Source organism: Bradyrhizobium frederickii (genome assembly GCF_004570865.1).
Lineage (GTDB): Bacteria > Pseudomonadota > Alphaproteobacteria > Rhizobiales > Xanthobacteraceae > Bradyrhizobium > Bradyrhizobium frederickii.
Window position 1 is genome coordinate 221,394 of record NZ_SPQS01000012.1, and the last position, 12,647, is coordinate 234,040.

Sequence of the window (12,647 nt, forward strand, 5' to 3'; positions counted from 1 at the left end):
CCTGGCGGTTGTCCGCCCCCTTTGTCGGGAAGCGGGTGGGTTTGGCGGCCTCGGAGCCGGATACTGGCGCCAATCCGACTTTGCAGGACATGAGCCATGTCAAACCCGCCTCGCCTCCCCGACACCTTCAGCCGCCTCGCCTGGTCCAACCTCGCGGCGCAGTCGGCCGAACAGATCGCCTTGGCGGCTGCCCCCATCGTTGCGGTGCTCACGCTCGGGGTCGCGGAAGGCCAGACCGGCCTGTTGCAGACCGCGCTGACCCTGCCCTTCGTGCTGTTCGCGATTCCGGCCGGCCTGCTCGCCGACCGCATCTCGCGCCGCTCGCTGATGGCGGGAGCCGAGGCGCTGCGGGCCGTGGCGCTCGGGACCATCGTGCTGCTGCTCGCGCTCGGCGCGCTCAATCTGCCGCTGCTGGCGCTGCTCGGCTTCGCTGCGGTGTGCGGCACCGTCGTCTACAGCGTGGCCGCGCCGGCGCTGGTGCCCTCGCTGGTGAGCGCGGAGCTGTTGCCGGCAGCGAATGCGCGGATCGAGCTGGCGCGCACCGTCGCCTTCGCCAGCGGACCCGCGCTCGGCGGCGCGCTGGTGGGCTGGTGGGGCGCGAGCCCGGCCTTCGGCTTCGCCGCGGCGCTGTCGGCGATCGCGGTGGTGCTGCTATCGGGCATCTTCGAACCCGCCCGCGCACCGGCGCCGCGCCGCCATCCGTTGCAGGACATCCGCGAGGGCGCGGCTTTCGTGTTTCACCATCCCCTGCTGCGGCCGGTGTTCATCACCCAGTTCATCTTCAACACCGGCTGGTTCCTGCAGATCGCCGTGTTCGTGCCCTACGCCGTGCGCCATCTCGGCCTCACCGCCGCGGGCGTCGGCACGGTGCTGACGATGTACGGCGTCGGCATGGTGATCGGCGCGCTCCTCGCCACCCGCGTGATGCAGCGCATCGCCTTCGGCACCGTGGTCGGTCTCGGCCCGGTCACCGGCCTCATTGCCGCAATCGTGATGGCGCTGACGGTGCTGGTCCCCTCGCCCTGGCTCGCGGCCCTGAGCTTCTTCCTGCTCGGCGTCGGGCCGATCCTGTGGGTGATCTCGACCACGACGCTGCGCCAGTCGGTGACGCCGCCGCGCCTGCTGGGACGCGTCTCCGCCATCAACATCATGAGCTACGGCGCCCGCCCGCTCGGCTCGGCGCTGGGCGCGGTGGTCGGCGGGCTCTTTAGTGCGGAAGCGTGCCTCTATCTGGCGGCCGCCGTGTTCGGCGTGCAGGCCCTGGTGATCTGGCTGTCGCCGGCCGTGGCGCTGGACCGGCAGCCGGACATGGTGGGGGACGAGGTGGCGGCACGGTGCTGACCAGAACCCGTCCGTGTCCCGGACAAGCGGCAACGCGCGCGTTGCTGCGCAGAGCCGGGACCCAGCAGCCGCGAGCTCCTCTCCGAATGGGCCTCGGCTCTGCAGCGCAGCGCTGAACGGCGCTGCGCCGCATCCGGGGCACGAGAGGAGAGAGTATGCACTGCTCCCACCCTGAGACAGCGAAGCCTAGTTCGCCAGATAGCGCTCGTAGCTGCCCGTCACCGGCTCGCTTGCGTCGACCTCGGGATCGAGGGTGTAGAGATCCTGCGCACGGCCGATGCCGCGCAGCGCATAGCGGCCGGTGGAGACGAGATAGCGGCGCCCGGCGGCATCGAGGCCCTGGTAGAACTCGGATGACGCCAGCAATTCGCGATCGACCGAGCGGCTCATCGCGGCGATGCGGCTGACCTCGTTCACGGTCGGACCGACCACGGTGAAATCGAGCCGGTCCTCGCTGCCGATATTGCCGTAGAAGACCTGCCCGACATGCAGGCCGATATAGGCTGTCGTCGTCGGCCGCCCCTCCGCCGCGCGGCGGGCATTGAGCGCCGCGATATTCTTGCGGAACAGATGCTCGGCACGGAGCGCCGCCCGCCGCGCATCCGCCATGTCCTCGCCCCAGAACATCGCGAGCACGCCGTCGCCGATCAGCTTCAGCACATCGCCGCCGGCCTCGTGGATCGCGTCGATCACCGCCTGCGCATAGTCGTTGAGGAACGGGATGATCTCGTCGGGACCGATGCTCTCGCTGATCCCGGTCGAGCCGCGCAGATCCGAGTACCAGAGCACGGCATTGATGCGCTCGGTGACGCCGCGCGAGATGCGCCCGCGCAGCACCTGCTCGGAGGCGTCGCGGCCGAGATAGACCCGGCCGAGCGTGCGCACGATGTCGACCTGCTGTGCCGACTTGATCGCGAGACCGAGCACGGGCACGAGATCGCGCAGCGCGGCAAGCTCGGCTTCGCTGAAGCCAGCGTCCCGCCGCGTCGTCCAATAGGAGTAGAGGCAGTCCATCTGCCCGAGCGCTCCGCTCTCGCCGAAGCGGTGCACGAAAGCCAGGAAATGCCGGTGGCCATTCTCGGCGAGGTCGCCGATCTGCGCAAAATCCAGCGACGGCGCCTCGGCAAGATCGATCACCATCTCGTCGTCGCCATGCTCGAGCAAATGATAGAACACCGAGCGGCGCCAGTTCCTGGCCGCGTCGCCCTCCGCCGTCGAGCCGTACTCGATGACGTCGCTCTCGTTGCTCGGCGTATCGCTCCAGCGGAACGCGCGGCCCTCGTAGATCGGATGCAGCGTGTCGATGATCACGAGGCCGCGCGACAGGTCGAGCCCTTCGTCGCAGCAGCGCTCGCAAAAGCCGCGGAGCAGTTCCTGTTCGGGCAGGCCCGTGAGCCCCTGGCTGGCGATCCAGTTTATCAATGAAAGGCGGGAAGCTGTTTGCATGCGCTATTATGGCGTGCATTCGTGACGGGCGAAAGGCGCAGAGCCGCGCGCGCAAGGCTCCCCGTCCCGCGCAGGTCGAATATGCCGAGGTTGCGGTTGACGCCCTCGCTGCACGGACGGCAAATGCCGACGATGATGATTTCGTCGGCCAGAATCGGAAGCACGCGCGGATGAGCCAGCGCCAGCTTCCGATCATCCTGGCGCTGGGCACCACGCAGACCCTGGCCTGGGCCTCCAGCTATTATCTGCCGGCGCTGCTCGCCGATCCCATGGCGCGCGACCTCGGCGTCTCCTCCAACTGGATCTTTGGCGCGTTCTCGGCCTCGTTGGTGATCTCGGCGATGCTCGGCCCGCGCATCGGACGGCAGATCGACCTCGTCGGCGGCCGCCAGGTGCTGTCGGCCTCGAACCTGACCATTGCCGGCGGTCTGGTGCTGCTCGGGGTCTCGCAGTCGGTCGCGGTGATGGCGATCGCCTGGCTCGTGCTCGGCATCGGCATGGCGATGGGACTCTACGACGCCGCCTTCGCCGCGCTCGGGCGCATCTACGGCACCGAGGCGCGCCGGCCCATCACCGGCATCACGCTGATGGCGGGCTTCGCCTCCACCGTCGGCTGGCCGCTCACCGCCTGGGGCATCGCCCATATCGGCTGGCGCGAGACCTGCTTTGCCTGGGCCGCCGCCAACATCCTGATCGGCCTGCCCCTTAATTTCTTCATGCTGCCGGCGATCAAGGGCGCCAAGCAGGCGGCGGCCGCGGCCGCGAAGCCGTATGTGCCGCTCGACCGCACCATGCTCCTGCTCGCCTTCATCTTCGCGGCGGTCTGGACCGTCACCGGCGCCATGGCCGCGCATTTCCCGCGCATCCTCGAGACCACAGGCGCAACGCCGGCCGAGGCGATCGCGGCCGGCGCCCTAATCGGCCCGGCGCAAGTCGGTGCGCGCATGTTGGAGGCCGGCTTCCTCAGCCGCTTCCACCCGCTGTGGTCGACGCGGCTTGCCTGCCTGACCCATCCGATCGGCGCGGTGATCGTGGCGATCTTCGGCGGCGCCGCGGCGAGCGCGTTTGCGCTGTTCCACGGCTCCGGCAACGGCATCCTGACGATCGCGCGCGGCACGCTGCCGCTGTCGATCTTCGGCCCGAAGGATTTCGGCTACCGTCTCGGCATCATCGGTGCTCCCGCACGCATGGCGCAGGCTGTGGCGCCGCTGGCCTTCGGCCTCTTGATCGATCTGATGGGCGCCAAGGTGCTGATCGTCTCCTCCGCGCTCAGCCTCTCGGCGCTGGCGGCACTGTTCCTGATCCGCACCAGGCCGCGGCCGGATTGACCGGGCCAGAGCTTTCGCGCACAAGCGAGCCATGAGCGACGACAACAGCCCGCCCCGCACCTTCAAAGACCTGCTGCGCTGGGCGACCACGCCGCCGCAGGCCTGGGGCGTCTATCTCCTCGCGGTCCTCCTGGTCTGGCTGCTCTCGTTCTATGCCGGCACGCTGAAGCCGAAGCAGACGCCGGAGCCGAGCCCGCCCAATGTGACTGCGCCGAAAAGCTGATCCGAGAAGCTAGTCGTAAAACTCCGGCGCCAGCTTCTGGCTGTCGCGCTGGGCCTTGTCGTGGTTGATCCAGAGCTGCGCCCTCTCCTTGGCCAGGGTGTCGGCGATCTTCTGCATCGAGGCCGCGGTCTGGTCCTTGTCGACGTTCATGCTGGGCACGCGGCGGTTGTCCCAATTGTCCTTGAAGTGCACGGCATCGCCGGACAGCACCACCGCTCCGGTCTTCGGCAATCTCACCAGCAGCGACTGGTGCCCGGGCGTGTGGCCGGGCGTCGACAGGATGGTCACGCTGCCGTCGCCGAAGACGTCCTTGTCGCCGGTGAGCAGCTCCACGGGGTGCGATGGCTTGAAGCGCGGCGCGTTGTTGGCGCCGGGCCAGTCATATTCGGCCTTCTGCACGTAGAGCACCGACTGCGGGAACAGCTCGACATTGCCGGTATGGTCCGGATGCGTGTGCGAGACCGCCATGGCCTTGACGTCGTCGGGCTTGACCCCGAGCTGCTCGAGCTGGGCGGCAAGCGTCTTCGGCCGGCGCCAGGTGACGGCCTTGGGATCGGCAGGCACGAGACCGTTGGGCATGGCGGCAACGGCGTCGGCGATGCCGGTGTCCCACAGGAACCAGCCCTTGGCATGCTTGATCAGATAGCAGGTGTCGACGAAGTCCATCGTCTTGCCTTCGTTCAGCCCGGGGGTCCAGCGCGAGATGTCACCAGCGGTGCCCTCCCCGCAATTGAGCACGTAGAGCTTCTCGACGCCGGTCTTGTCCGATTGCGCGTGCGCCGCGGAACCGGACAGAGCGAGTGCTGCGATGGCGAATGCGAGCGTGATCCTGGGCATCATTGTTCCTCCCGTACAGCCATGCAGGCCGTGACCGAGGATCAACCCCGGCCCGTTCGCAGAATTCCCGCAAGGGCCGGCCTCAATGCGGGCAGGTCTCGACCTCCACCGTGACGTGGCTGAGGCCCTTCAGCCCGGCGAGCCGCCGCTTGTAGACCGCCGGCTGCTTCGGCTTGTCCGACACCACCGAGAGCAGCACGGCACAATGGCCGGGGCCGACCTGCCACAGATGCAAATCGGTGACGCGGTCGTCGCCGACCTCCATGCGCGCGCGGATCACCCGCTCCAGCTTCTCGTCGGCCCGCACGTCGAGCAGCACCGCGCCTGACGACTTGACCAGGCCGAACGCCCAGCTCGCGATCACCACGCTGCCGATCAGGCCGACCGCGGGATCGGCCCAGACCCATCCCGAAGACATGGCGACCGCGAGCGCGGCGATCGCCAGCACCGAGGTCGCGGCATCGGTCATGACATGGACATAGGCCGCGCGCAGATTGTTGTCGCGATGACGATGCTGATGGCCATGGTGATCGTGGTCGTGGCCATGATCGTCGTGATCGTCATGGGCATGGCTGTGGCCGTGCTCATGGCCGTGGTGGTGATCATGGCTGTCGCGCAGCAGCCACGCACTGGCGAGGTTGACGCCGAGGCCGAGGACGGCGACCGCCATCGCCTCGCCATAGACGATCGGCACCGGATTGATCAGCCGCAGCACGCTCTCATAGGCGATCTCGACCGCGATCAGGCCCAGGATGATCGCGCTGGCGAAGGCGGCGAGATCTCCGAACTTGCCGGTTCCGAAGGTGAAATGCGCATTGCCCAGATGCCGGCGCGCGAAGCGATAGGCGAAGGCGGCGATGCCGAGCGCGGCCGCATGCGTGCCCATGTGCCAGCCGTCGGCGAGCAGCGCCATCGAACCGAACAGCGAGCCGGCCACGATCTCGCCGGCCATCATGACCAGCGTCAGCACCACCACGAGCCAGGTGCGCCGCTCGTTCGCGTCGTGCTTCTCGCCCAGGAAGGCGTGGTCGTGGGTCCATTGTTCGATGGAACGGGAATGCATCGAATTCTCCAGGAGATTCAGCTCTGTTGAGGTTCAGTATAGACCGGCGGGCCGCACTTTTCGAAGGTCCAATCGTCCCTTCGGATTGACAGTGCTTCTTAGTTTCGGTGTAATCCGAGCCATGGGGATTTGAGCGATCTCCCCACGAGGCGACAAGCCCAAGCATCGCGTCCCGTTCGGTTGTTGCGAGGACGCACCATGTCTACATTCACGACCATATCATCTGACAAATTGGCACGGTTGATCGGCACGGCGAATACGCCTGTCCTGATCGACGTGCGCACCGAGGAAGATTTTGCCGCCGACCGGCGGCTGATCCCCGGCTCCATCAAGCTCAGCCACGAGAATGTGACGGACTGGGGCGGCGACTTCGCCGGCCGCCGGGCCGTCGTCTCGTGCTTCCGCGGTGAGAAGCTTGCCCAGGGCACCGCGGCCTGGCTGCGCCAGCTCGGCGTCGAGGCCGAGACGCTGGAGGGGGGCTTCGAGGGCTGGAAAGCGGCCAAGCTGCCGCTGCTCGACGCCCGCAAGCTGCCGCCACGCGATGCCAGGGGACGCACCGTCTGGGTGACGCGGGCGCGGCCGAAGGTCGACCGCATCGCCTGCCCCTGGCTGATCCGCCGCTTCGTCGATCCAAACGCGGTGTTCCTGTATGTCGCTCCTTCCGAAGTGGTCGCGGTCGGCGAACGCTTCAATGCAGCCCCGTTCGACATCGAGAACGTGTTCTGGAGCCATCGCGGCGAGCTCTGCACCTTCGATGTCATGATCGAGGAGTTCGGCATCGCCACCCCGGCCCTGCTTCGGCTGGCGACGCTGGTGCGCGGCGCCGACACCGCACGGCCGGATCTGGCGCCGGAGGCGCCCGGCTTGCTCGCAGCATCGCTCGGGCTGTCGCGGATGTATGACGACGACCTCGCGCAGCTCGAGGCCGGCATGACGCTGTACGATGCCTTCTACCGCTGGTGCCGCGACGCCACCACCGAGACCCACAACTGGCCGACCAACAAGGTGAAGGCGTAATGGACACCCGCAACGTCCAAGCAGGAGCTGATGCCGGTCACGGCATCAGCTTCAACGAAGCCTTCCGCGTCTGGCTTCGCGTCGCCTGTCTGAGCTTCGGCGGGCCCGCGGGCCAGATCGCGGTGATGCACCGCATCCTGGTCGAGGAGAAGAAGTGGATCTCCGAAGGCCGCTTCCTGCATGCCCTGAATTACTGCATGCTGCTGCCGGGCCCGGAGGCGCAGCAGCTCGCCACCTATGTCGGCTGGCTGATGCATCGCACCGCCGGCGGGCTGATGGCGGGCGGCCTGTTCATCCTGCCCGGCATCATCGCCATCATGGCCTTGAGCTATGTCTACGCCGCCTTCGGCAATGTCAGCTTCGTCGAGGCGCTGTTCTTCGGCCTGAAGGCCGCCGTGCTCGCCATCGTGGTCGAGGCCGTGGTTCGCGTCGGCAAGCGCGCGCTGAAGAACCGCATCATGATCGCGATTGCGGCCGCGGCCTTCGTCGCGATCTTCTTCTTCGCGGTGCCCTTCCCGATCATCATCATCGCCGCCGGCCTCATCGGCTATGCCGGCGCGCGAGCTGGCCGGCCGGAATTCGCGCCGGCCGGTCACGGTCCTGGCGGCAGCGGCGCCGCGATCGACAGCATGCTCGGCGAAGCCGTGCCCGACCACGTCAAGCCCGACACCGCGCGCGCGATCCGCGTTGGCTCGCTGTGGCTCGCGCTCTGGCTGGTTCCGGTGATGGTGTTGTTGCTCGCGCTCGGGCAAAGCAGCGTCTTCAGCCAGATCGCGCTGTTCTTCTCGAAGATGGCGCTGGTCACCTTCGGCGGCGCCTACGCCGTGCTGGCCTATGTCGCCCAACAGGCGGTCGAGCATTATCACTGGCTGAAGCCGCACGAGATGCTGGACGGCCTCGGCATGGCCGAGACCACGCCGGGCCCGCTGATCATGGTGCTCCAGTTCGTCGGCTTCATGGCAGCCTACCGCGACCCGAGCGGGCTGTCGCCGATGTTAGCTGCCACGCTCGGCGGTTTGCTCGCGACCTGGGTCACCTTCACGCCCTGCTTCCTCTGGATCTTCGTCGGTGCGCCCTATATCGAACGCCTGCGCGGCAACATTGGCCTTGCCGGCGCGCTCAGCGCGATCACCGCGGCCGTGGTCGGCGTGATCCTCAACCTCTCGATCTGGTTCGCCCTGCACACGCTGTTCCGCGAGACGGTGCCGGTGCAGGCGTTTGCGCTGAACTTCGACAGGCCGGTGCTGAGCAGCGTCGACATCCCCGCGCTCGTGCTGTCGATCGTGGCGGCGACCGCGATCTTCCGGTTCAGGCTGGGCATGCTGACGGTGCTGGCGGGGAGCTGTGCGGCGGGTGTGGGGTTCAGGCTGGCGGGGGTGATTTAGGGCAATCCGGCTGCCATGACCGGTCGGCATCGAGAGGCGACCTTGCAGCCGACAGCGCTTCATGGCCGCTCGGGATCCAGAAGCGGAAGCTAAAGCATGATCCGGAAAAGTGCGCAGCGGTTTTCCGAAAAGTTCATGCTTGAACAACAACCTAAAGCGCGATGACGATTCATCCTAATCGCATCGCGCTTTAGGCATGATCGTAACGGTCAGAACCCCGCTGAACGAGTCACGATCTCGGCGCGCATCGGCGTCCCCGAGATTCACATGCTGTCGGGCGCGGCGCCTGCTGCTGGAATCTCACGCGCGGATTGATATCGCAATAGCTGGTCCACCGTCCGGATACCGAAGCCAGGCACTGCTCTCTCGTCTCATACATGCACTCGCCGGGAGGGCCAGCATGGCCACCGAAGATGCACCAGGGATAGTCACGGCCGGCCTCCGCGGCTGAAGAAAGTCCCGTCAGTAGGAACCCAATAAGCAAAGCGAGTCGCATTCGACCCTCCATCGTGTATTGCCGACAGATTATAGAGCATGCCGAGAGCAAGTGGGGCCTCAAAAGGCCATCCATAGCCAATTCTGGCGCTTGGTTGGACGCTCTCGGCCAGCTTCCATATTGCAGCAAAACTATCTCGTTGCTTGGCCTCATCCCACACCATCAGTTCTTCGGTGTAGCGAAACTGGCCAATAGGACTCGGTCGACTAGACTTATTCGGAACGCGCCCCTAAGCGGCACGAACGGATTCGAGGAATTTTGCCACTTCGACCCGGAGCCGGTTGCTGTCGCCGGTGAGCATCTGCGCCGCCGATAGAACTTGCGAGGAGGCCGAACCGGTCTCACTCGCGCCGTGCTCAACCTGGCCGATGTTCGACGAGACCTCCCGGGTGCCATGCGCGGCCTGCTGCACGTTGCGAGAGATTTCCTGCGTCGCAGCGCCCTGCTCTTCCACCGCTGCAGCAATGGTGGAGGAGATTTCCGATAGTCGCTCGATGGTGCCGGAAATCGCCCTGATCGCGCTGACCGATTCCCCCGTCGCCGCCTGAATACCCGACACCTGCTGGCTGATCTCGCCAGTCGCCTTTGCGGTCTGCTCGGCCAGCGCCTTTACTTCCGCGGCGACGACGGCAAAGCCGCGGCCCGCCTCGCCTGCACGCGCCGCCTCGATGGTGGCGTTAAGCGCAAGCAGGTTGGTCTGACCGGCGATGGTATTAATAAGCTCGACGACGTCGCCAATGCGGCCAGCCGCCTTCGACAATTCGCCGACTCGATCGTTGGTGCTGCGCGCCTGATCGACGGCGTCGCCAGCCATCCGCGCCGATTCCTGGACCTGCCGGCTGATCTCGGTTACCGAAGATGTCAGCTCTTCGGTCGCGGAAGCGACCGATTGCACGCCGGCAGTGGCCTGCTCCGAGGCGGCTGCCACCGCCGTGGCCAGTTGCTGCGAGCGATCGGCCGTTGCGGCGAGAGTCCGGGCGGAAGCTTCCAGCTCGGTCGAGGCCGACGATACGGTCTTGACGATCTCACCGATCCTGGCTTCGAAGTCGTCGGCAAGCCGGTTCATCGCAGCGATCTTCTCGGCTTCAGCGGCCTTTTCCTGGGCTTCGCGCTCCGCCTGCATGGACCGCATCTTTTCCGCATTCTCCTTGAACACCAGCAACGCGCGCGCCATCGCGCCCATTTCGTCATTGCGGGCAACGCAGGGTACGACGATCGAAGTATCGCCTTCGGCGACGCTGCTCATGGCGCTCGTCATCTGATTCATCGATCGAACAATGCGGTTGAAAACGATCCACAGAGCGCCAGCCGCCAGAAGCATCGATAGAGCCATCAAGACTCCATTGAACAGGAGGGTGTGCAGGCTGTTGCGCTGGGCCGCTTCGGTCAATTTCGCCGCTTCCTGGCTTGCTTGCGAGCTGAGCGCGATCACGTCGTCGATCGCGTTTGTCGCCTGGCCAAACCACTCGGCGGGCTTGAGCGGGTAACTTGCACCGGCAAGTCCGGCGGCATAGACGCCCTTGCGAGTCTCCTCGAAACGGCGGAACACGTTCTCGCGCACCCGCTCGGTGCCGGTCACGACGCTGGGCGGCGCCGACGATTTGGCGGCATACGCTTGCACGTAGTCCCAGCCAGCCTCGAGGCGCCCCCGGAACATAGCAAGGTTGCCAAGTTCCGCGGAGGTCATCGGCTTGCCGGATGCCACAAGCGCTGCCACCGCTGCCCGCTCGCGGCCCAGATATTCGCTCATGATCCAAAGGAAATGCTTGAGGTTCTGCAGGCTCGACAGGCGCGACTGGATGTCGTCCTCCTGCATCGCCGCGGCGACACGGAGAGCCTGGCTCGCGGTGATGAGCCCCGTGATGGTCGGAGCCCATTGCGACACGACGGCCTGTTCGCGCGAGTTGCCTGGCTTGACCATTTCGGCATCCGCGCGTGCGCGAATGACGACCAATTGTTCATGCGCACGCTTGGCAGCGGCGATCATCTGGTCTCGATTGGCAAAAGGCCGTGACGCCAGGCGAGCAAGGGCCTGTTCGAATGCCTGATCGCCCAGTTTTCGGAAGTTTGTGATTGTCGCTTGCTGGCCGGTCGCGGCAGGATCGGCGGCATTGAGTGCGCCGTTTGTCGCGCCGCGCTCGCGAGCCCATTGACCGGCGCTTTCCAGCAGCAGGTCCGCGGTCTCGTTTACGGAAGCTGCATCGGAGGCTAGAGCACGCTCCAGGCTTGCATTGCGCAAGACATATCCTGAGATCCCAATGCCGAAGAGAGCCAGCAGCGAGACTGCTGAGACCAGAAGATTGCGAATACTCATCGTTCCGGCTCGGCCGGAGGCATTGATCTCGGACATTTCCTGCACCCCAATGCATGGTCGGAAGTCCATAGGTACCAAGCTGAGCCCGGGTCTCCGACGAATTGAGAGGCTGACCTCGTTGACGGGTCGGCCAAAACATCCAAAACATCCAAGGGACCGCTCATGGAAATTGGCGGAGCCTGGTCACTACGCGCCACGAATTGCGCTACACCAAAATAATGCAGCAGGTCCCACGTAAGTCTTAACGGCCTCTGCGTACAACTACCTGAAAATTGGGTCTGAATCACCGCAACAGACAGCTCTGCATTGGCGCAGGGAGCTTCACACACGCAGAAGTTCTATGTCGATGACGCAGGGTCGCTAGACTGGGCTCGTGCCAATCCGCGTTGGGTCATTCGCGACGGTTTGCCCGCGAGGCTGAGGCGGCCTTCGCCATGATGGAGTGCACGAGGCGGTGCCGGACCCAATCCGCCACCCTGAATATTGGCGACCTTTACAGGCGCCCCCTACAAGTCTCGCGATACCTGCGGCAATTTCCTGCACCTTGTTCGCCCAGCTCATTCTTGTAGAGGCAGGCCTGTCTCAATTCGGCGCACACATTCGTGCGTACTGGTCTTTGGCAGGTCTCCCGGTATCTGCGGCAATTTCCTTCACCCCGTTCCCCTAGCGCGTCCTTGTTTTCACAGGCAAGCCGCAATTGCTCGCATTGCCCGCCCCCTCGACCGTCGTACACTCGGACGCCTCCCGGTCCAATCTCAAAGGATTGGGAAAAGGCCGAGATCGGGGCTACAAAAAGGGCAGTTGCCGCTGCGGCGCCGAATGCATACTTGCGCAGCCCTTTAAACATTGCTGATCCTCCAGTTGGTATGTGCCGGTGAATAGAGGGAGACCGCTTCAGCGGCTGAGCTGGCCCCGGTTGTCTGAACAGAATATCCGCGTCGATAAGTGGAGCCTCTGCCGGGGTTAGGCTGCCGTGCGGAGCGGCAGCGGGGTGAAGTAGGCTTGATCCGGTGTGCTGCCGTCAAGGCTCGAATGTGGACGGCGGCAATTGTAGAAGTCCAGATAGCGGCCAATCGAGGCGCGAGCGTCGCTGACGCTGTCGTAGGCCCGCAGATACACCTCCTCGTATTTGACGCTGCGCCACAGCCGCTCAACGAACACGTTGTCCCGCCAGGCGCCCCGGCCGTCCATACTGAT

11 protein-coding genes are annotated in these 12,647 nt (G+C 65.5%); 5 read left to right on the forward strand and 6 right to left on the reverse strand.

Annotated elements, in window-relative coordinates:
• Positions 1-96 precede the first annotated feature (96 nt).
• Positions 97-1,341, forward strand: a complete 1,245-nt coding sequence (locus tag E4K64_RS22305) for an MFS transporter (protein ID WP_135165439.1) — start codon at positions 97-99, stop codon at positions 1,339-1,341.
• A gap of 186 nt (positions 1,342-1,527) precedes the next feature.
• Here E4K64_RS22305 and E4K64_RS22310 read toward each other — a convergent pair whose 3' ends face one another.
• Positions 1,528-2,787, reverse strand: a complete 1,260-nt coding sequence (locus tag E4K64_RS22310) for an adenylate/guanylate cyclase domain-containing protein (RefSeq protein ID WP_135165440.1) — start codon at positions 2,785-2,787, stop codon at positions 1,528-1,530.
• A 170-nt stretch (positions 2,788-2,957) separates the two neighbouring features.
• Between E4K64_RS22310 and E4K64_RS22315 the strand changes: the two genes are divergently transcribed.
• Positions 2,958-4,115 carry an MFS transporter gene (locus E4K64_RS22315; RefSeq protein ID WP_135165455.1) on the forward strand — a complete coding sequence of 386 codons (1,158 nt, stop codon included), beginning with the start codon at positions 2,958-2,960 and terminating at the stop codon, positions 4,113-4,115.
• 31 nt (positions 4,116-4,146) lie between these two features.
• The gene (locus tag E4K64_RS22320; RefSeq protein WP_135165441.1) at positions 4,147-4,338 is read left to right on the forward strand and encodes a hypothetical protein; all 192 of its coding nucleotides are present in this window, start codon (positions 4,147-4,149) and stop codon (positions 4,336-4,338) included.
• Between the two features lie 9 nt (positions 4,339-4,347).
• On the opposite strand, the gene E4K64_RS22325 is transcribed toward E4K64_RS22320, so the two are convergent.
• Both E4K64_RS22325 and dmeF read right to left on the reverse strand, forming a co-directional pair.
• Entirely contained in the window at positions 4,348-5,178 is an 831-nt protein-coding gene (locus E4K64_RS22325; RefSeq protein WP_135165442.1) for an N-acyl homoserine lactonase family protein, read from the reverse strand.
• A gap of 79 nt (positions 5,179-5,257) precedes the next feature.
• Positions 5,258-6,238 (reverse strand): CDF family Co(II)/Ni(II) efflux transporter DmeF, encoded by a 981-nt coding sequence (gene dmeF / locus E4K64_RS22330; protein WP_135165443.1) that lies wholly within the window; start codon positions 6,236-6,238, stop codon positions 5,258-5,260.
• Positions 6,239-6,436: 198 nt separating this feature from the next.
• Between dmeF and E4K64_RS22335 the strand changes: the two genes are divergently transcribed.
• Together E4K64_RS22335 and chrA are read left to right on the forward strand one after the other, a co-directional pair.
• Complete coding sequence (locus E4K64_RS22335) at positions 6,437-7,255, forward strand: chromate resistance protein ChrB domain-containing protein (RefSeq protein WP_135165444.1); 819 nt, start codon at positions 6,437-6,439, stop codon at positions 7,253-7,255.
• The gene (gene chrA, locus E4K64_RS22340; protein WP_135165445.1) at positions 7,255-8,640 is read left to right on the forward strand and encodes a chromate efflux transporter; all 1,386 of its coding nucleotides are present in this window, start codon (positions 7,255-7,257) and stop codon (positions 8,638-8,640) included. Before E4K64_RS22335 ends, chrA begins: the two co-directional genes overlap by 1 nt.
• 229 nt (positions 8,641-8,869) lie before the next feature.
• On the opposite strand, the gene E4K64_RS41905 is transcribed toward chrA, so the two are convergent.
• The 3 genes from E4K64_RS41905 to E4K64_RS22360 form a co-directional block, all read right to left on the reverse strand.
• On the reverse strand, positions 8,870-9,289 hold the full coding sequence (locus E4K64_RS41905) for a DUF3551 domain-containing protein (protein WP_430642523.1): 420 nt from the start codon (positions 9,287-9,289) through the stop codon (positions 8,870-8,872).
• A 76-nt stretch (positions 9,290-9,365) separates the two neighbouring features.
• On the reverse strand, positions 9,366-11,486 hold the full coding sequence (locus E4K64_RS22350) for a methyl-accepting chemotaxis protein (protein ID WP_235884745.1): 2,121 nt from the start codon (positions 11,484-11,486) through the stop codon (positions 9,366-9,368).
• Positions 11,487-12,413: 927 nt separating this feature from the next.
• A partial coding sequence (locus E4K64_RS22360) for an integrase core domain-containing protein (RefSeq protein ID WP_135161597.1) occupies positions 12,414-12,647 on the reverse strand: 234 nt, incomplete at its 5' end.

Bases quoted from the DNA above. Each gene is read 5' to 3' on its own strand.
- E4K64_RS22305 (WP_135165439.1), top strand. From the start codon at position 97: ATGTCAAACCCGCCTCGCCTCCCCGACACCTTCAGCCGCCTCGCCTGG.
- E4K64_RS22310 (WP_135165440.1), bottom strand. From the start codon at position 2,787: ATGCAAACAGCTTCCCGCCTTTCATTGATAAACTGGATCGCCAGCCAG.
- E4K64_RS22315 (WP_135165455.1), top strand. From the start codon at position 2,958: ATGAGCCAGCGCCAGCTTCCGATCATCCTGGCGCTGGGCACCACGCAG.
- E4K64_RS22320 (WP_135165441.1), top strand. From the start codon at position 4,147: ATGAGCGACGACAACAGCCCGCCCCGCACCTTCAAAGACCTGCTGCGC.
- E4K64_RS22325 (WP_135165442.1), bottom strand. From the start codon at position 5,178: ATGATGCCCAGGATCACGCTCGCATTCGCCATCGCAGCACTCGCTCTG.
- dmeF (WP_135165443.1), bottom strand. From the start codon at position 6,238: ATGCATTCCCGTTCCATCGAACAATGGACCCACGACCACGCCTTCCTG.
- E4K64_RS22335 (WP_135165444.1), top strand. From the start codon at position 6,437: ATGTCTACATTCACGACCATATCATCTGACAAATTGGCACGGTTGATC.
- chrA (WP_135165445.1), top strand. From the start codon at position 7,255: ATGGACACCCGCAACGTCCAAGCAGGAGCTGATGCCGGTCACGGCATC.
- E4K64_RS41905 (WP_430642523.1), bottom strand. From the start codon at position 9,289: ATGAGGCCAAGCAACGAGATAGTTTTGCTGCAATATGGAAGCTGGCCG.
- E4K64_RS22350 (WP_235884745.1), bottom strand. From the start codon at position 11,486: ATGTCCGAGATCAATGCCTCCGGCCGAGCCGGAACGATGAGTATTCGC.